The organism is Eremococcus coleocola DSM 15696 (assembly GCF_000428865.1).
Taxonomy (GTDB): Bacteria; Bacillota; Bacilli; order Lactobacillales; family Aerococcaceae; genus Eremococcus; species Eremococcus coleocola.
In genome coordinates, this window is record NZ_AUAT01000013.1 from 47,648 (window position 1) to 65,831 (window position 18,184).

The following is an 18,184-nucleotide window of genomic DNA, read 5'->3' on the forward strand; positions in this document are numbered from 1 at the left end:
GTGATGATTGATGATAAAAAAATACACAAAAAAAGACGGATCAACCGCCTATAAGTTCGTGGCTTATTTAGGCATTGACCCGTTAACAGGAAAGCAAAAGCGGACTACCAGACAAGGATTTAAGACCAAAAAGGAAGCCCAACTTGCTGAAAGTAGGCTTAAGCTTGAAATAGATAAATCGGGGTTTTCAAGCGCAAAGAAGCTCACCTTTAGCCAGGTATATAATCTATGGCTAGTGGAACATCACAATACAGTAAAGCCTGGTACTTATGCCACTACTAAGCGTTATGCTAGATTGCACATACTTCCTAGAATCGGTAATACTAAAGTTGACCGCCTAAATGTTGTGAATTGCCAGAAGCTGGTCAATGAATGGGCTAAGACCTTTAATAGTGCGAAATATCCCAAGGGAATAACTCAACAAGTGCTTGATTATGCTGTTAAAATGCAACTCATAACAGATAATCCTATGAGAAAAGTAAAGCTCCCTAATCGTAAGGAAATGCCTGATAATCAGGAGAATTATTACAATAGTGAGGAGCTAAGTAAGTTCTTTGAGTGTGTAGCTGATTATGGGAATCAGAAGTTTTTGAGTTTCTTCAGAATCCTAGCTTTTACAGGAATGAGGAAAGGGGAGGCCTTAGCCTTAACCTGGGGCGATATAGACTTCAATGCTAAGACCATTACAGTCAGTAAGGGGGTCAGCTTAGATGAAGCTGGCAATCCAATTATAACTACACCTAAGACTAAAAATAGTATGAGGGTTTTAAGTGTGGATGCCCAAACGCTCAACATCCTGAAAAAGTGGCGAACGCTCCAGCTCACTCAATTAATGAAAAAGGGAATCAATGGGCTTGACTCTAGTCAGTTGCTATTTACTTTTGGTAATAACAGAGTCTACCGACCAAGCTACACAAACGGTTGGCTTATCACCATCATTAATAAGTATAATCTTAAGTACATCACTATGCATGGGTTCAGACACTCCCACTGTTCATTACTGTTCGAAATGGGTACACCTATCCAAGTAGTCCAGGAGCGTTTAGGTCACTCTAACATAAAAACTACTATGGATATTTATACTCATGTTACTGAAAAAGCTAGAGATCAGATTGCTGATAATTTTGCGAAATATGTCAATTTTTAGGAAAAACGTATTAAAAAACGTATTAAATTCTATTTTTAACCAAAATAAAAAAGCTAGGAATGGCTCTGCAACAAGCTTCCTAGCTATTCTTATATTCTTAACCAACACTACCTTCCATTTCATATGAAATGAGTCGATTTAATTCGACGGCATATTCCATCGGTAGTTCTTTGGAGAAGGGTTGGACAAAGCCCATAATAATCATTTCAGTAGCTTGGGCTTCAGTTAACCCGCGACTCATGAGATAAAAGAGTTGTTCTTCTGAAATGCGCGATACCTTAGCTTCATGCTCTAGGGCAACTTGGCCATTATGAATCTCATTAAAGGGAATGGTATCCGACTTGGACAATTCATCCATAATGATAGTATCACATTCAATATGAGCCTTAGAACCTTGTGAATTGGGTCCAAAATAAGTTTGGCCGCGGTAGTCTACCTCACCGCCATCTTTGCAGATGGATTTAGAAATAATTGAGGAGGAGGTATGGGGCGCCATATGATAAATCTTAGCTCCGGCATCTTGGATTTGATCTTTACCAGCAAAAGCGATAGACATCACCGTGCCGCGGGCGCCGGCTTCTTTTAAGACGACGGAGGGATACTTCATGGTAGTGTGGGCGCCAATATTACCATCCACCCATTCCATCGTAGCATTTTCATAGGCATGGGTCCGCTTGGTAACTAGATTATACACATTATGGGACCAGTTTTGGATGGTGGTGTACCGACAATAAGCATCCTTTTTGACGATGATTTCAACGACTGCACCATGGAGGGAAGCAGTAGAATAAGTTGGGGCGGTACAGCCTTCCACATAATGGATTGAGGCCCCTTCATCCACAATGATCAAGGTCCGTTCAAATTGGCCAGTGGCTTCATTATTGATGCGGAAGTAAGTTTGTAAAGGAATATCACATTTCACTCCCTTAGGCACATAGATAAACGATCCACCAGACCAAACGGCCCCATTTAAAGCAGAAATGAAGTTATCATTGTTGGCTACAACAGTAGCAAAATACTCTTTGAAGAGTTCTGGGTAATCCCGTAAGGCTGAGTCGGTATCGGTAAAAATAATCCCTAATTTATCAAATTCTTGTTTGAGGTTATGATAAACCGCTTCGGACTCATATTGGACGGTGGCTCCGGCTAGATAGGCTCGTTCGGCTTGGGGAATCCCTATTCGCTCAAAGGTATCCTTGATTTCTTGCGGGACTTGGTCCCAAGACCGTGCGGGTCTAGGGGTGGCTTTTTGATAGTAAATAATATCATCAAAGTTGAGGGCAGATAGGTCAGGCCCCCAATCGACCATGTCTTGCTGATAGAATTCTTTAAGAGACTGGAGACGAAAGTCTAGCATCCATTGGGGTTCTTGCTTTTCTTTGGAAATAGCTCGGACAACTTCTTCTGAAAGCCCCTTGCCAGTGGAAAATAAAATTTCGGCTTGGTCACGGAAACCGTATTGGTAATCATTAATTTGTGGAATCATGGCCATGACTTGAGTCACTTCCTTTCTGAGTTTGATCTTGTAAATGTTGGTCAAGACAAGCTTGACTAGCTTTCCAAGCTAAGGCAGCACACTTGTAGCGGGCGGGAAATTTGCGGACGCCGGCTAAGATAGTAGCATCTTTGAGTTGGGCTTGGTCTTGTAAACTTAAAGAATGGGTTTGCCCCTGGTCGTCTAGACCGCCAATTAAGAAGTCAAAATTTTGAATCAATTCCTGGGCTTGGTCTAAATCGTGTCCTTTGAGGGTTTGGGTCATCATCGAGGCTGAGGCCAAGGAAATTGAACAGCCTGTTCCCATAAAGGAAATGTCCTGGATGATTCCATCTTGGACTAACATTTGAACCTCTAATTGATCACCGCACGTAGGATTATAGAGTTCCATCCGGTAGTTAGCTTGGGCGAGTGACCCAAAATGTCGAGGATGTTGGGCGTGGTCAAGGATGGTCATTTGATAGAGATCATTTAATTGTTCAAGCCCCATGGGTAAAAAACTCCTTTACTTTTTGACTCGTAGCTAAGAAAGCATCAATTTCAGCCTGGGTGTTATAGACGCCAAGACTGACCCGCAGACAGGCAGGAATCTGTAGTTGCCGCATTAAAACCTGGGCACAATGGTGGCCAGCTCGGAGAGCAACCCCTTCTAAATCATAAGCTGTGGCTGCATCGTGGGGATGAACGTCTTGAATATTGAAGGCTAAAATACCGGTGCCGGGTGGTGAATAAATATCAAAACCACCGAGCTCTCCTAAGCCTTGTCGAGCATAGGCAGCTAAGTCTAGCTCATGTTTTTGAATGGCAGAAAGCTCTAAATCTTGGATAAAGGCGATACTTTCTGGTAAGACTAAAACCTGGGCTAGGGGTGGGGTTCCGCCTTCAAACTTCCAGGGGCCTTCTTTATAGCTCGCTTCATAATCATTGACTTGATGGATCATTTCACCCCCATAGAAGAAGGGGCGGCACTGGTTTTGGAGGTCGGACTTTAGATAACAAAGACCGAGACCTGAAGGCCCATACATTTTATGACTGGACCAAACATAGGCATCCACATCCCAGTCTGATATGGCAAGTGGCAAGTGGCCCGCAGCTTGAGCCCCATCTACAATTAAGAGACAATCGTATTGGTGGGCCAATTCGGCAAGTGCTTTTAGGTCTTGGATTACGCCCAAGACGTTGGAGACATGGTGGATGACCAAGGCTTTGGCGCCAGTTTCTAATTGGACTTGAAGGTCGGCTAAGTCTACTTGATAGTTTGGCTTAAGTTTAAGATAGTGGAGTTGGCTGCCGGTCTCTTGGCAAAGTACTTGCCAAGGGACTAGATTAGAGTGGTGCTCCAGACGAGTAGTTAGAATACGGTCGCCGGCTTTCATACGGGGTTTCACTAAGCTCTGGGCTAGAAAATTTAAACCAATTGTAGTGCCGCCATTAAAGAGAATTTCTTTAGCGGATTCAGCACCACAGAAGTCAGCCACGGTTTGGCGGCAAGCTTCATAGGCTTGCGTTGCTTGGTCAGCTAGTTGATAAATCCCCCGGTGGACATTGGCAGATTGGGTGGCATAGACGTGACTTAATTTATCAATGACTTTTTGAGGTTTCTGACTCGTAGCGGCGGTATCTAAGTAAATTAAGGCTTGGTCTTGGATGGGTAAGTTTAAATAAGGAAAGGCTTGGCGAATTTGGTCTTGTGGCCAAGCTATCTTTTTGGGTTTGTTGTGGGCTTGCATGGCCCCTCCTTTCTGGTACTATGCACGTAAGGATGCAAGTTTCTGATCCATAATTGCAATCACTTGGTCTTGAACTTGACGGCTAGGCATACTATGAATAACTGAACCTAAAAAGCCACGAATAACCAAGTATTCTGCTTCTTTACGTTTGAGACCGCGGCTCATTAAATAATAGAGTTGGTCAGCATCAATTTGACCGATGGAAGCGGCGTGACCCGCGGTGACTTCAAATTCATCGATTAAGAGGATAGGGTTGGCATCACCCCGGCCCTGGTCACTGAGCATGAGGACCCGACTTTCTTGTTGGGCATCGGCTTGTTTGGCCCCCTTGATGATATGGCCGATTCCGTTAAAGCTTAAACGGGCTTGGTCTAAGATCACTCCATGTTGGTAAATATGACCGACAGAATAATTGGCTTGGTTGACAACTTTAGAATCAATGACTTGGACCTGGTCTTGGTTGGCAATGGCCACAATCTGAACATAAGACTGTGATCCTGGTCCTAATAGATAGGTATCTAAGTCAAGAATAGTATTGGCTTGATTCATAGCAGCAATTGACCAATTGATTTGGGCATCTTTCTGGGTAGCTCCGTAGCGTTTAAGATAGAATTGTCCTTGAGCGGAGTCAATGGCATCTAAGGCAAGATAGTTCACTTGAGCTCCTTCGTTAGCAATTACTTCTACCATCAGACTGCCCTTGTTGGCTTGCTGGCCTTGACTTTGAAGGCGTTCCAAATAGGTAAAGTGGCTATGGTGGTCAGCTAAGAGGAGGATGCGTTGATTAAAGCCGGCTTGTTTTTGATTATTAATGAGAACTGTGATATCAAGTGCTTGGTCTAATTCAAGATAGGGTGGCACATAGATAAAGAGTCCTCCTTGTAAGAAGGCCAAATTATAGGCGGTAACTTGGTCGGCTTGACTATCTATCACGGAGAAAAGGTTGTCTTGAATTAAGTCAGGATAGGTAAGGCAGGCTTGGAAGAGGTCCATGATGATGACCCCAGATTGGGCTAACTGAGTAGCATCGTAATGGAAGACTGGAATATCTTTTAAATCACTTTGGAAGAAATCAAAATCTGAAAAATCAACCCGTTCAATTTGGGGTGGGGTCAGACTTTTCCAAGTTTTTTTGGCTACTTCCATTTTATTTAAAAAACAAGTGGGGAATTTCTTTAAGTTGGGAATTAAAGCTTGGTGTTGGTCCATCGTAGGTGTGTGCATATGCTACCTCCTAGGCGTGTAGACTATCAAGGTCAAACCCAAGCTCTTTAGAAATTTCCTTGTAGCCTTCTGCTTCCAAGCGCTGCGCTAGTTCGGGCCCCCCTGTCATGACAATTTTGCCATCCATCATAATGTGAACAATATCAGGCTGGATATAATTTAAGAGACGTTGGTAGTGGGTAATAATTAGAGAAGAGAATTCAGATCCCCGCATGGCATTGACACCCTTGGCAACCACTTTTAAGGCATCGATATCTAGGCCAGAATCAATTTCATCTAGAATCGCAAAGGCTGGTTCAATCATGAGGCATTGAAGGATTTCATTGCGCTTTTTCTCACCGCCCGAAAAACCTTCGTTGAGGTAACGAGTGGCCATACTTTCAGGCATATCCAAAAGTGCCATTTTTTGATCTAATTTTTGAATAAATTCGGGAATTCCCATTTGATGGTCTTCATCACGACGGGCATTAATTGCAGCCCGCATAAAGGTGGCGTTGGTGATACCAGGAATTTCAGATGGATATTGCACGGCTAAGAAAAGTCCAGCTCGGGCGCGTTCATCCACTTCCATGGCTAAAACATCTTGGCCGTCTAATGAGATTTGGCCTTGGGTTATTTCATAGGCCGGGTTGCCCATAATGGCTGCTGCTAAGGTAGATTTTCCTGTTCCATTGGGGCCCATAATGGCATGGATTTCACCACTATTAAGGGTAAGATTGACACCCTTAAGAATTTCTTTACCTTCTATTTCAATATGTAAATTTTTAATTTCTAAAGTTGACATAGTGTCCCTCCATTCATCTTGTCTTCTTTATTATAATTCAATTTCGTCCATATTTAATCGTTTTTTATTAATAATTAATGAAAAATAATTCACACAGATTTCATAAATAGATGGTATAGTAATTTCAATCAATAAAAGATACCAACGAAGGGATGATAAAGATGACGATGAATTATAATAAACAAAAACAAAAAACTTCCTACTGGCGAGGAATTTTCTCAGGCTTGGTCGGAGCTCTTGTCTTAGGTCTGACTTTCTTACTGATTGGATATGGTTTTAATTACCGGGTACAACCGGTACATTCACAAGAACAGCCACTCTCTTCGACTGATTTTGAAAATACTATCACTTCAGTGGTTGATAAAACTCGGGATGCTGTCGTGACAGTTTCAAATTATCAAAACCAACAAAATTTACAAAATGTTCTTCCTTTCCCTTATAACCAATTCCAAAATCAAGAAGATAGTCAAGGCCAAGAACAAGGTCAAGATGGTGGGATTGATTTAGATAAATTTGATAGTCAACAAGTTTTAACTGCAACAGGGTCTGGCGTTGTCTATAAAGTAGATGGCAAAACAGCTTATATTGTAACCAACCACCATGTGATTGATGGTGCCGATTCGGTTGAAGTCACCATGGCAAATGGGGATACCCTTGAAGCTAAAATTGTGGGTTCAGATTCACTCAGTGACTTAGCGGTTTTAAGTATTGATGCTTCAAAGGTCACCCAAACGATTGAATTTGCGAAATCTGAAGATGTGAAAGTCGGTAATATTGCCATTGCAATCGGATCTCCAATAGGGTCTGAGTATGCCTCTTCTGTAACCCAAGGGATTGTGTCCGGCCTAGACCGACAAGAACAAGTTGACTCTGATGGTGATGGTAATCCAGACTGGGAAATGACCGTCCTACAAACAGATGCTGCAATTAACCCTGGTAATTCTGGTGGCGCCTTAGTGAATAGTCAAGGTAAATTAATTGGGATTAACTCATCTAAGTTAGCCGATGAAACTATTGAAGGAATGGGCTTTGCGATTCCAGCGGATGATGTTGCTAAGATTGCCCAAGAACTTGAAGAAAATGGCCAAATTGTACGTCCACAATTAGGGGTAAGTATGTATGACCTTTCAGCAATTTCTTTGAATTCTCGCCAAGAAGTTCTTAAATTAGATGAAAACACCACCGATGGTGCGATCGTAGTAGAAGTAGTGGCTGGTTCTGCTGCTGAAGAAGCCGGTCTGCAGCAATATGATGTGATTACTAAAGTTAATGATACCGATATTACCGATAGCCAAAGCTTGAAGAAAGCACTTTATGATTACAAGGTGGGCGATACCATTACGGTAACCTATCTCCGTGAAGGTAAACAAGCGACTGCCCAAGTTACTTTAAAAGCTCCAAATAACCAAACTAATACCATGCAAGGCAGTCAAAACTAAGTTTAAATTAAGAAAAAATCTAAAAATGTCTCTTTCAAAATAAATAGATATTAACAGACCATACAGCACTTATCCACAGAAATCTGTGAATAAGTGCTGTTTTTATGGAATAACGGTGGATAAGTAATAAGTAATCCACAGAAAACTGTAGATAAGTTAATATTATTTGTTCAAATCATCCCAGATGGCTTGTGCATAAGTAGGAATTATCAGGCTTATTTTAATGCATTAACATGTCAGCATATTATCAATAAATCTATAAAAGAGGGGTTAGGGCTAGAACAATATTGTGATGATTAAGTAAACTCTAATGGGATTCTAGTTAACCAGCTCTTGAGGCTAGGGGATATATTTCCTATAATAGCAGTGACAAATTACAGAAAGAAGCGTTTGTATGCTCAAAGAAGATTTAGCAACTTGCATCGATTTACGTCACCAACTCCATCGTCATCCAGAACTATCTTGGCAAGAAACTTGGACTAAGGCTAATTTACTCCATTTTCTAAAGGAAAAAACAAATGTTTTTGAGATTGTGGATAGAGGTCATTATTTCTATGCTTTTTATCAAGGTGCCATTGAACCTGAGGCTAGCGCAATTGCCTTTCGGGCAGATTTTGATGCCTTACCGATTGAGGATAAGATTGCAGCAGATTATGTTTCACAAATACCAGGCAAGGGCCATAAATGTGGTCATGATGGTCATGCGGCAACCCTGTGCGGCTTAGCCTTAGAAATTAACCGGCTTAAGCCTGAAAGAAATGTTGTACTCCTCTTTCAACCGGCTGAAGAAGTGGGAGAAGGAGCTAAGGCTTGTTTAGATGTTTTTGCAGAATGTAAGATTGACAGTTTCTATGCTTACCATAATTATCCTGGGCAACCTTTTCAGACCGTTGCTTTAAACAAGGGGACTTTGGCACTGACATCGAAGGGGTTAAATTTGTATTTTAAAGGGAAACCCTCCCATGCCATGCGTCCCGAAGATGGGATTAATCCCTCTTATGCTATGGCTAAATTGGTGTCCGCTTTAGAAAATATACAGACAGACCACTCCTTATTTAAAGGAATGATCCGTTTGACGATTGTCCATGTCGCTGTGGGAGAAAAAGCTTTTGGCATTTCTGCGGGGCAAGGGGTTCTGCGACTCACTATTCGGGCCCTCTATGATGAGGATTTACAGCATTTAGAAGACCTAGTGGTAGCGCAAGCTCAAAGTTTGAGCAAGCAGTACCAGCTAGAATTTTCTTGGGATAGTCAAGAATATTTTCCAGCTACGGTCAACCATAGTGAGGCTGTTGATAAAATATGGCAAGTCTGTCAAGGTCAAGGCCAAGCGATTAAGGAATTAGAAGAACCCTTCCGAGCCTCTGAAGATTTTGCTTACTTTCTTCAAAAAGTACCTGGAGCCATGTTCTTTATGGGAGACGGGGAAGATTATGCCCCTTTACATACAGAAGGCTTTGATTTCCCAGATGGTTTGATCGAACCTGTAGTGGAAGTCTTCTATGGGTTAATTCAAGCGTAAATGTAAATAGTTTAATTTAAGATAAAAAAGGCAGACCCAGAAAAAATCAGCGATTTTCTCTGGGTCTGCCTACCTAAATATTGAGGGCTTAGATTAGTTAGCCCACGTTTAAAATTTATAGTTTATACGAGCTTAATGGATGTTGCCGAGATAGTCTTCGTGTTCAAAGGTATGCGAATTTGCAATCCCTACTAGGACAATTTCATCAGGTAAGGGGTCACTAATTGGGACCCCGGTCATTGGTTCCCCTTTTTCTGGCCGGATTCCAATCAAGTTAATTTCATATTTTTGGCGGAGGTCTAATTCTTGTAAGCTCTTGCCAACCCATGAATCAGGAATATCAAATTCGATGACGGAAGTATTTTCATCGAGACGGAGGACTTCATCAATCCGGTTACGTAAAAGTTTAGAGGCTAGGCGGTAACCAGAATCTCGTTCTGGTGAAATCACCGCGTCGACCCCTACTTCATAGAGGACTTCTTCAAAGGTTTTGGAATGAGCCTTAGCAATGATCTTTGGTACATGAAGTTTTTTGCAGTGCATGACTGCAAGTACGGCGGATTCTAGGTTGGAACCGGTAGCGATAATCACCACGTCGCAGTTATTAATTCCGATATTTTTTAAAAGTTCAATATCAGTAAAGTCCCCTACAGCACTGTAGGTCACTGCATCAGCGATGTCTTGGACTTTTTGTTCAGAAGTATCAACTGCAATGACTTCTGACCCAAACCGGCCCAACTCTTTGGCAACCATTTGGCCGAAGACACCTAGACCAAGGACACCAATAATTTTTTTAACCATAATAATTTCCTTTCTCAAATGAAAAAATTCGTTCATGCTTAGAAAAGCATAACAAATTCCCTGCAATTGTCAATTATTGTAACTATAAATGAAAAGTTTAAAATGGTAGGATAGTAAAGAAGGGGGTCTGGTAATGAATATTGATATTATCAGTGTGGGTAAGTTGAAAGAAAAGTACCTTAAGCAGGGGATAGAGGAATACCATAAGCGGATGGGACCTTATGCTAAAGTGAATTTACTGGAAGTTGCCGATGAGGCAACGGCTGAAAATATGTCAGAAACAGAAATTGAACAAGTCTTGGCTAAAGAGAGCGATCGTATTCTGTCACATATTGCCAATGATCGTAAGGTAATCGTTTTAGCAATTGAAGGCAAGCTAATTTCCTCTGAGGATTTGGCTCAACAATTGGATGACTATGCCACTTATGGGTCATCCAAAGTGACCTTTGTTATTGGAGGGTCTTTAGGCCTCCACCCTAAGGTCAAAGCACGAGCTGATTGGATGGTTTCCTTTGGTCGGATTACCTTGCCTCACCAGTTGATGCGTATGGTCTTAATGGAACAAATTTATCGAGCCTACCGGATTATTCATGGCCATGCTTACCATAAATGAGATTTTTATAATCGTTGCAAACAGTGGTATTTGCAGTATTTATCTTAATTGTCATTATTAAAAGGGGCAGAAAAGGGGCAAAATTCATTTAGTTTATCAATAACTTCTTGTTCCATCTTACTGGTCACAAAGGTATATATTTCAAGAGTGACATTCGGCTTTGCGTGTCCGACACGATTCATGATTGTTTTAAGTGGAATATTCATTTCAGCTAACATGGTTATATGTGTCCGCCGCAGCATGTGAGCAGACACATTTTTTTGAATATCACATTTTTTGGCAGCTTGTTTTAAATACATATTGAAGTTTTGATTGTTAATAAGATTTTCGTGAGCGGTTATAAAAATATAATCGCTCATAAGTCCAGCTAACATATTTTCTTCTATTATCTCAATTATTAATAAGTAAGCTCGGTTATCTAAAGGGATGGGACGTATTCCGGTCGGTGTTTTTGAGTCTTTAATTTGAATCGTTTTGTTTACGATGTCGGTTTTTTTTAGATGAACCATCTCACCATACCGCATACCAGTTAAAGCCATTATTTCAGTCATGTCCGCATAACGCTTGTGAGTCTGTCTGACTGTGCTAACCAGACTGTTTAATTCTTCCTTGGTTAAATAACGATCACTCATTGGCGTAATGTTTTCTTTTTTATACCTATGATTCAAATGGTTTGTTGGATTCTTCGATATGTAACCTCTGTTTTCACAGTATGAAAAGAACATATTGAATATAGATTTAGTTTGACGAGTCGTGCTATTTGAGTAATTCTTGTCAAAGTTTATGATGTTTAAATATTTTTCTAAATCCGATGTATTTATCTTGTCAACTAGAATATCCGGGTCAATCATAGTTTTTAGTGTATCAGCAATGAAAGTATTTCTTGTCACAGTGATTGGTTTAACACTGTGGGAATATAGTTTAAACCATTCATCAAACGCTACCTCGAAAGTAATAGGCGTTATGCTAGACTTGTTTTGGTATTTTTCAATTTTTTTATTTAAAATCTGAGTCGCTTTATTCCAAGCTTGTCGTGAATTTGTAGATAAGGTTGTGGATACTTTTTTATGCTTACCCGTTTTGTCATCATAATAACGTTCGATAAATTTGTATTTACCGTTTGGCAATTCTTCTATCCACATTGTTAAAACCTCCTATTTTTGATAAAATAGCAACATAAAGAGCCCTTTAAACAGGGTGCTTTTGCTTAACCTCACTCATCTTACTTGGCGGTAGGGAGTGGGGTGTTTTGTTTTAAAATAACCCGGACAATACCCATAAAATAATTATGGTTAATAAGCATCCACATCCATAACCGCATCCATAATCGCTTGAATCATCTGTTCCAGATGATTTTTTACGTCGTTTATATGATGAACCCAAATTACGAGCAGAAACTGTGGTCTTGTTATAGACCTTGTTATAAGCCGCTTTTTTAGGATTGTTTACCCATCCCATACCTTTCTTGCCATAGAGAGGGTTAACACTCTTTTTTAAAGTGCGTTTCGCTCTACCAGTAGTTCTTGCTTTGAAACTTTTCTTAATACTAGGTTTTCTTACGCCGTACTTCATATTATCCTCCTTAAGCAATATAATATATTTACGTTTTAATGTTTCAGTTAGTAGATATTAAACATATACTCACTCCAGTGTGGAGTGGGGTGTTTTTTATTAATCGCTAATGACTCTAACGCTCGCTTGCTCAGAAAATTGGGTTTATTGTTTTTACTTGGTGTTAATTTCTCTACGGTTTTTTAGTACCAAAGAACCGAAAAATCTATAGAGAGGTAGAATATCTGCTTTTTTAGGAAATTCAAACTTTATACTTTCAAAAGTTTCGTGTCGTGTTGATCTGTTTACGTTTGTTAGGTATGTAATTGTAATTTCACTATCATCAAAACCAGCCCCCGCAGTTTCCATTTCAACATCAATAATATGCGAAAGATAAATAGATTTGAATGATGTTTTCTTTCCTGTTGTTCCTTGTCTATCAACGAAAATAATACGTACATCAGTAAAGATGATAGAGTCTCTGATTAAGGTATAACCCGTTTCGATTTTTTCACCGTCAAACAAGTAAGGTCCGTATTCTAAATTTAGCTTTTCAGCAGAAACCTCACTTAAGTTTCCAAGTACACCTTGTTTTATATTATCAAAGAGTCCCATTTTGTAATTCCTCCTTCTTCTACAATTCATTCACTACTTTAATTGCCTTGCCAATAATTCTGGCAGGGTTTTCTTTATTTACAAGATAAGGTGCATATTCTTCATTAATCGCCTCTAAAAGAATAGTGTCACCTAACTTTCTGACCTTCTTTAACGTTGCCTCCGTATCTCCGTTAACTAATACGGCGGCTATCTCTCCGTTTTCCACCTCCTCTTGCTTGCGGATTAATACCAAGGCATCTTCCTTAATGGTAGGCTCCATGCTATTGCCTTGAGCTTTCAAAAAGAATAGATTACCGCTTGGCAATAATTCCACAGGGAAGGGGATAGTATCAGATATATTCTCTTGAGCAAGTATGGGGTCTCCACAAGCGATCGTTCCGACAACTGGGATGTTACGGGTTTGTTTGATTTCTATGATGTTGGAAATGGTGGTATCATTTTTATATTTCGGAACATTAAATCCCATTAGCCAAGGTTCATTGACTCCTAACGCTTTTGCTAATATAAACAATCTTTCTTGATTAGGCTCAACTTTGTCATTTACATATTGAGATAAATCGTTTTTAGCTATCCTTACATTATATTCTGCTTGAAGTGGAGCTGTTTTGTTTAAAATATCAACTTGCTTCAAATTGTTTTCATTCATAATTTGTCTTAATCTAGCACCGACAGTTACCTTGTCTTCCACGTTTTTTTCACCTCATTCGCTATATCTGTAACCTTATTTTATTTCATTATGAACAAAAGTTCAATAAAAAAGTTCAATTTTTTTGAATAAAACAGTTGACTATTTTTTTGGGCGTGTTATCATATGTACAAGTTCAAAATAATTGAACAAAAATCTTAAGAAAGGAGAGGCGTTATGTCATTTGATTTTTCTAAGTTATACGGAAAAATTAGGGAAGTTTACGGAACACAAGAAGCTTTTGCAAATGCTATGGGATTCTCGGAACGTACATTATCATTGAAATTAAACAATAAAGTATCTTGGAAAACAACAGAGGCTGGTAAAGCATGCGAATTGTTAGGTTTAGAATTGAATGAAATACCGGAATATTTTTTTAAAATTTAAGTTCAATTAAATTGAACAAACAACCTGGAAAGGAGTGAAAACGATGAATATTGTAGATGCCATTAAAAATTCCAATGGGAAACCTATTACCCGTCAAAATACAAACTATAGAGGAGTTCAAATTCTTCCTACTAATGACCGTGAATGTTGTTTAGTTTTTATAGACAAAATAAAAAAGGCTCCACGATGGAACCCTAATAGAGACGACCTCATCGCTAATGACTGGATAGTATTAGAGGAATGGAAAGGAGAATGCAAGTGAATGAACTATCACTATCAAACAACCAACTAGAGAGGAGGGGTCTATTGAATGGGCACAGTTAAGTATGAATTTATAGCAAAAAATGTTGAAGAAGCAATCGAATATGTCAAGGCAATTAAAGAAGCACATCATGGTTCAGATGACGTGCTAATAATAAATGCTTCTACTTTAAATATAAATTTACTTATTTCATTATCAGAAAAAATTAATTCTCAGAATTAAATTCATCAGCTATGGCTTTAATATTTTTAAGGTCATTTATAGTTCTTTTTCCAGAAACTATATCATTAAAGAAATTAAGTGCTACTTCATCTAGGGCAGATTGAGATTTGATTTCGGACTGTATTTTTAATCTTTCAATCTCAGATTCGTGTTGATATTTCATTTTTTCAATTTCGGATTTGCTTTGTTCCTTAAATAAATTTAGCTCAGATTTACTTTTATTTGTGGCTACTAAGTACGAAATAATCGCTGGTATACATGATGTTAATAATGTAGTGATTATTGTATTCCAATTCATAATTTTACCCCCCTCTCACAGAGAGAGTATATCACGAAAGGGGAATGTGCGTGACTATGATTGCAAAAAATTAAGGAAGATAATTTTGAATCGAAGCAGTTGTCACAGCTATAAAGAACCAAATAGGAGGACAAACATGAAACAAACAATAAAAACCCTCGCCCTGATCACTGCAGGATTGGTAGTCGGTGCAGCGATTGGACGAGGGAAGAAGGTAAAGCCGTCAGTCGATATCAACATTATGGATTTACCAGAGGTTAGAGATTTATTGAATTTGATTAAAAACCAAGTTTTTTAGCAGTCCATAATTCAGAAGCTTTGGTTAACATATCTTTCCAATTAGAGAAAGTGGTGTGTTCGCTTACAAAATTATCTAAAGCCATATCATCAATTTGTTCTAGATTAGAAAAATCAAAAGAACTTCTATTTTCAAATTCATCAATTGTACTGAAATCGGTGTATTTTTGCATGAAATTATTGGTAAATAATTCATCAAATGAAACTTCGTTTTTACCATTGATTTTACTAGCATTTTTTTCAAGTTCTTTAAATTGTTTTTCTAGCTTATCTAATCCCTTAACTTTAAAACCGTTACCCATAAATTCACCTCACTTTTTAGTTGAATTTCGAAACAGGAACACCAGTGGTTTTGATAATCCTTTATCGATATCGACATTATATTATATTTTACTTAAAAACACAACATATGGTTGTTCATAACTTTTAGACACAACATATTGTATTAAGGGGTGGAAATTTGAATAAAGAAAAATTAAAAGCATTAGTTGATCAGTCTGGAAAAACTATTAGACGAATACAGATTGAAGCTGGTCTTAATTCTGGTCAGCTATATCGAATACTAAGTGGAGTGAATAAAGATATTACCTTATCAACGGCATTCAAATTAGCTGATGCACTAGGTGTCGATGTGAATGAATTTAGAAAGGAGAATTGATTATGGAAGTTACGAAAGTACCGGCATGCTTAGCCAAGAATCTTCCGGAAGTAATTCCTGGGTTAACTAGAGGAACTGCTTATCGGTTAGTCAATGAGATGTACCAAGACCCAGTTTACTCACGGGGTGTAGCAAAACCAACTGAACGGATTACAATCGTAAACATTCAAGATTTTTTAGAGTTTATGAAAGTTTTGGAAGAAAGACGATTTAAGGAGGTGTATTAAATGAATAAAAAAACTATCACAGTGACCGAGGACGAGCTGAACGAATGGGAAAAGCAAATTATCGCCGAGGTGGACGAAGAATGGCGCACCGGAAGAATGGACGAAGGTTTCTTGATGGGAACAGTTATTGGAATGGGATTATTTCCAATCTTATATTTAATCGTTTTAATCGCTCAAGATTATTTAAGCAAATAAAAAAAGCCCGCATGAGGGTGCGGACTTACGAATAATGATACAAGGAGATTATAACACATGAATGATAACGAAAAAAGACTAAATGAATTTGACCGTCATATAAAACAAGATATAGACGAACCGAAAACAAGGTATGACCAGACTGATTGGTTAGAACATGATATCAAACCAGGTCAAAGACGTGAATATGCACTAACTGAACGAGGATGGGTCCACATCGATGACCTAGTGGACTTTGCGGATGTACATTATGACGGCTTTGCGTCCGGCGATGAAATTCTAAGGGGTGAATACGATGAGTAATGAGCATGATCATTATCTAGTCGTTACAGGCCATGACCTAGCTATGAGAGGATGCCGAATTTAGGGGGAACTTGAACATTGAAATGTGAATTATACAACGACCATCACCAAAATTTTAAACGATATAACATGCCAAAAGCGCAATTGGTTATTGCTGATATCCCATACAATTTAGGAAATAATGCTTACGCTAGTAATCCGGTTTGGTATAAGGACGGCGACAACAAGAATGGCGAAAGTGAGTTAGCAGGCAAGTCATTCTTTGATACAGACCACAACTTTAGGATTGCTGAATTCATGCACTTTTGTTCAAAAATGTTGAAGAAAGAGCCGAAAGAAAAGAACCAAGCACCAGCCATGATTGTATTTTGTGCTTTTCAACAAATGCAAATGGTGATTGATTATGGAAAACAATACGGATTCAATAACAGCTATCCAATTATTTTTGTAAAAAAATCATCATCACAAGTGCTAAAAGCAAATATGAAAATCGTCGGAGCAACAGAATATGCCGTTGTTTTGTATCGTGATAAGTTACCTAAATTTAGAAACGGTAAAACAGATACCCAAAAAGGCCGCATGATTAAGAATTGGTTTGAGTGGGAAACAGACAATAGAAACTTAATCCCAAAAATACACCCAACACAAAAGCCAGTGGCCATTTTAAAAGAATTAATTGAGATATTCACTGATGAAGGCGATGTTGTAATTGATCCATGCGCAGGTAGCGGAACGACATTAAGAGCAGCGGCAGAATTAGGCAGACCTAGCTATGGTTTTGAAATTAAAAAAGATTTCTATAAAGACGCCAAAGAAAAAATGTTAACTAACATACCTATTCAATCAACACTATTTTAGGAGGTTTAGTGTAATGAGATTTTCAGAAAGTACTAAGAATTTATTCAAAGCTTTATCTGATTTCAAGGCTGATTATAAACAACCAAAGAAAGACGCTAATAACCCATTCTTTAAATCGAAATATGTGCCACTTGAAAACGTGGTCTATTCGATTGATGAAGTAGCACCAAAGCATGGCCTTAGCTACATTCAATCAACGATTAATGATGAGAACGGCAAAACAGGGGTGATCACTTTACTAACTCATTCAAGCGGTGAGTGGTTAGAGTGTGACCCACTTTATCTAAAACCAGATAAGAACACCCCTCAAGGTATGGGGTCAGCTATCACTTATGCAAGACGATATAGCTTATCAAGTGCCTTTGGGGTAGCAAGTGAAGTTGACGATGACGGAAACGAAGTTAGTGGAAACACTAAGAAAAGTGGTAACTCTCAAAAGCAAATTGATAATTTAAATGCCACTATGGCAGACATCTACACAGACTTTGAACCGTTTAAAATTTCTAAAAAAACATTTTGCGCTGGCATAAATAACCGACTAGGCTCCGACTATCGAGAACATAAACAATCTGAATTATTAGCAGTAGCCAAGACATGGTTAGAAGAGTTGCGCAATGAGGGTTGAAATTGTAAGTAGCCATGACGGACTAATCACAGTCCGGCCATTGGACAAGGTGAACGCCAAAGACTTTGAAGAATACAACGGACGATTCTTTGGCTACCTTGACCCTTGGAAGAAAGGCAGCGGAACAGACGAGCAACGCAAGCATTATTGGGCGCTGATGAAAGACATTAGCCAAGGTTTAGCTGATTCAGTTGGTGAAGCTAGATTGCAGACCTTTGCTAAATGGATGTTTGAAAATGGCAA

26 protein-coding genes and 1 pseudogene are annotated in these 18,184 nt (G+C 39.0%); 15 read left to right on the top strand and 12 right to left on the bottom strand.

Annotated features, from left to right (window positions below):
- Positions 1 to 10: 10 nt before the first annotated feature.
- Positions 11 to 1,147, top strand: coding sequence for a site-specific integrase (locus G396_RS0104360; protein ID WP_028125169.1), 1,137 nt, complete (start codon positions 11 to 13; stop codon positions 1,145 to 1,147).
- Between the two features lie 97 nt (positions 1,148 to 1,244).
- Here the strand turns inward: G396_RS0104360 and sufB are convergent, their stop codons facing one another.
- Genes sufB through sufC form a run of 5 tightly spaced genes read right to left on the bottom strand, consistent with a single transcriptional unit; the run spans position 1,245 to position 6,380 of the window.
- Complete coding sequence (gene sufB / locus G396_RS0104365) at positions 1,245 to 2,633, bottom strand: Fe-S cluster assembly protein SufB (RefSeq protein ID WP_425358106.1); 1,389 nt, start codon at positions 2,631 to 2,633, stop codon at positions 1,245 to 1,247.
- Entirely contained in the window at positions 2,617 to 3,132 is a 516-nt protein-coding gene (sufU, locus tag G396_RS0104370) for a Fe-S cluster assembly sulfur transfer protein SufU (protein ID WP_006418903.1), read from the bottom strand. Before sufU ends, sufB begins: the two co-directional genes overlap by 17 nt.
- On the bottom strand, positions 3,122 to 4,372 hold the full coding sequence (locus tag G396_RS0104375; RefSeq protein ID WP_051221114.1) for an aminotransferase class V-fold PLP-dependent enzyme: 1,251 nt from the start codon (positions 4,370 to 4,372) through the stop codon (positions 3,122 to 3,124). Before G396_RS0104375 ends, sufU begins: the two co-directional genes overlap by 11 nt.
- Positions 4,373 to 4,390: 18 nt before the next feature.
- Positions 4,391 to 5,596: a SufB/SufD family protein gene (locus G396_RS10135; RefSeq protein WP_006418740.1), complete on the bottom strand. Its 1,206-nt coding sequence runs from the start codon at positions 5,594 to 5,596 to the stop codon at positions 4,391 to 4,393.
- Between the two features lie 10 nt (positions 5,597 to 5,606).
- Positions 5,607 to 6,380, bottom strand: coding sequence for a Fe-S cluster assembly ATPase SufC (sufC, locus tag G396_RS0104385; protein ID WP_028125171.1), 774 nt, complete (start codon positions 6,378 to 6,380; stop codon positions 5,607 to 5,609).
- Between the two features lie 161 nt (positions 6,381 to 6,541).
- On the opposite strand from sufC, the gene G396_RS0104390 reads away from it, so the two are divergent.
- Both G396_RS0104390 and G396_RS0104395 read left to right on the top strand, forming a co-directional pair.
- Entirely contained in the window at positions 6,542 to 7,819 is a 1,278-nt protein-coding gene (locus G396_RS0104390; protein WP_028125172.1) for a S1C family serine protease, read from the top strand.
- 394 nt (positions 7,820 to 8,213) lie between these two features.
- The gene (locus tag G396_RS0104395) at positions 8,214 to 9,341 is read left to right on the top strand and encodes an amidohydrolase (protein WP_028125173.1); all 1,128 of its coding nucleotides are present in this window, start codon (positions 8,214 to 8,216) and stop codon (positions 9,339 to 9,341) included.
- A gap of 132 nt (positions 9,342 to 9,473) precedes the next feature.
- Here the strand turns inward: G396_RS0104395 and G396_RS0104400 are convergent, their stop codons facing one another.
- A complete protein-coding gene (locus tag G396_RS0104400; RefSeq protein WP_028125174.1) occupies positions 9,474 to 10,142 on the bottom strand; it encodes a potassium channel family protein in 669 nt (222 codons plus the stop codon).
- A gap of 133 nt (positions 10,143 to 10,275) precedes the next feature.
- On the opposite strand from G396_RS0104400, the gene rlmH reads away from it, so the two are divergent.
- Positions 10,276 to 10,755: a 23S rRNA (pseudouridine(1915)-N(3))-methyltransferase RlmH gene (gene rlmH, locus G396_RS0104405; RefSeq protein ID WP_006418861.1), complete on the top strand. Its 480-nt coding sequence runs from the start codon at positions 10,276 to 10,278 to the stop codon at positions 10,753 to 10,755.
- A 44-nt stretch (positions 10,756 to 10,799) separates the two neighbouring features.
- Here rlmH and G396_RS10910 read toward each other — a convergent pair whose 3' ends face one another.
- From G396_RS10910 to G396_RS0104425, 4 genes and pseudogenes are all read right to left on the bottom strand, one after another.
- On the bottom strand, positions 10,800 to 11,897 hold the full coding sequence (locus G396_RS10910; protein WP_028125175.1) for a tyrosine-type recombinase/integrase: 1,098 nt from the start codon (positions 11,895 to 11,897) through the stop codon (positions 10,800 to 10,802).
- Between the two features lie 250 nt (positions 11,898 to 12,147).
- Positions 12,148 to 12,327: pseudogene (locus G396_RS12020) on the bottom strand (hypothetical protein); the annotation flags it as partial.
- Positions 12,328 to 12,480: 153 nt separating this feature from the next.
- Complete coding sequence (locus tag G396_RS0104420) at positions 12,481 to 12,921, bottom strand: PH domain-containing protein (protein WP_028125177.1); 441 nt, start codon at positions 12,919 to 12,921, stop codon at positions 12,481 to 12,483.
- Positions 12,922 to 12,940: 19 nt separating this feature from the next.
- Positions 12,941 to 13,612, bottom strand: a complete 672-nt coding sequence (locus G396_RS0104425; RefSeq protein WP_028125178.1) for a LexA family protein — start codon at positions 13,610 to 13,612, stop codon at positions 12,941 to 12,943.
- Positions 13,613 to 13,786: 174 nt separating this feature from the next.
- On the opposite strand from G396_RS0104425, the gene G396_RS0104430 reads away from it, so the two are divergent.
- Genes G396_RS0104430 through G396_RS11385 form a run of 3 tightly spaced genes read left to right on the top strand, consistent with a single transcriptional unit; the run spans position 13,787 to position 14,480 of the window.
- A complete protein-coding gene (locus G396_RS0104430) occupies positions 13,787 to 13,996 on the top strand; it encodes a DUF739 family protein (RefSeq protein ID WP_028125179.1) in 210 nt (69 codons plus the stop codon).
- A 43-nt stretch (positions 13,997 to 14,039) separates the two neighbouring features.
- Positions 14,040 to 14,258: a Thoeris anti-defense Tad2 family protein gene (locus G396_RS0104435; RefSeq protein WP_028125180.1), complete on the top strand. Its 219-nt coding sequence runs from the start codon at positions 14,040 to 14,042 to the stop codon at positions 14,256 to 14,258.
- A 48-nt stretch (positions 14,259 to 14,306) separates the two neighbouring features.
- Positions 14,307 to 14,480 (top strand): hypothetical protein, encoded by a 174-nt coding sequence (locus tag G396_RS11385; RefSeq protein ID WP_155857404.1) that lies wholly within the window; start codon positions 14,307 to 14,309, stop codon positions 14,478 to 14,480.
- Here the strand turns inward: G396_RS11385 and G396_RS10915 are convergent.
- Positions 14,464 to 14,778 (bottom strand): hypothetical protein, encoded by a 315-nt coding sequence (locus tag G396_RS10915; protein WP_051221116.1) that lies wholly within the window; start codon positions 14,776 to 14,778, stop codon positions 14,464 to 14,466. The genes G396_RS11385 and G396_RS10915 overlap by 17 nt on opposite strands.
- Before the next feature lie 136 nt (positions 14,779 to 14,914).
- On the opposite strand from G396_RS10915, the gene G396_RS11390 reads away from it, so the two are divergent.
- Positions 14,915 to 15,076 (top strand): hypothetical protein, encoded by a 162-nt coding sequence (locus G396_RS11390; protein ID WP_155857405.1) that lies wholly within the window; start codon positions 14,915 to 14,917, stop codon positions 15,074 to 15,076.
- On the opposite strand, the gene G396_RS0104455 is transcribed toward G396_RS11390, so the two are convergent.
- Positions 15,057 to 15,377: a hypothetical protein gene (locus tag G396_RS0104455; RefSeq protein WP_028125181.1), complete on the bottom strand. Its 321-nt coding sequence runs from the start codon at positions 15,375 to 15,377 to the stop codon at positions 15,057 to 15,059. The genes G396_RS11390 and G396_RS0104455 overlap by 20 nt on opposite strands.
- A gap of 158 nt (positions 15,378 to 15,535) precedes the next feature.
- Here G396_RS0104455 and G396_RS0104460 point away from each other — a divergent pair, with 158 nt between their 5' ends.
- The 7 genes from G396_RS0104460 to G396_RS0104490 all read left to right on the top strand — a co-directional run.
- Entirely contained in the window at positions 15,536 to 15,733 is a 198-nt protein-coding gene (locus G396_RS0104460; RefSeq protein ID WP_034907545.1) for a helix-turn-helix domain-containing protein, read from the top strand.
- A gap of 2 nt (positions 15,734 to 15,735) precedes the next feature.
- On the top strand, positions 15,736 to 15,960 hold the full coding sequence (locus G396_RS0104465) for a hypothetical protein (protein ID WP_028125183.1): 225 nt from the start codon (positions 15,736 to 15,738) through the stop codon (positions 15,958 to 15,960).
- Positions 15,961 to 16,155: a hypothetical protein gene (locus tag G396_RS0104470; protein WP_028125184.1), complete on the top strand. Its 195-nt coding sequence runs from the start codon at positions 15,961 to 15,963 to the stop codon at positions 16,153 to 16,155. It abuts the gene before it with no gap.
- A gap of 57 nt (positions 16,156 to 16,212) precedes the next feature.
- Positions 16,213 to 16,458 carry a hypothetical protein gene (locus tag G396_RS0104475; RefSeq protein WP_028125185.1) on the top strand — a complete coding sequence of 82 codons (246 nt, stop codon included), beginning with the start codon at positions 16,213 to 16,215 and terminating at the stop codon, positions 16,456 to 16,458.
- A gap of 129 nt (positions 16,459 to 16,587) precedes the next feature.
- Positions 16,588 to 17,316 (top strand): DNA methyltransferase, encoded by a 729-nt coding sequence (locus G396_RS0104480; RefSeq protein ID WP_169718689.1) that lies wholly within the window; start codon positions 16,588 to 16,590, stop codon positions 17,314 to 17,316.
- A gap of 13 nt (positions 17,317 to 17,329) precedes the next feature.
- A complete protein-coding gene (locus G396_RS10150; RefSeq protein WP_051221118.1) occupies positions 17,330 to 17,941 on the top strand; it encodes an ERF family protein in 612 nt (203 codons plus the stop codon).
- A partial coding sequence (locus G396_RS0104490) for a hypothetical protein (RefSeq protein WP_028125187.1) occupies positions 17,931 to 18,184 on the top strand: 254 nt, incomplete at its 3' end. The genes G396_RS10150 and G396_RS0104490, both read left to right, overlap by 11 nt.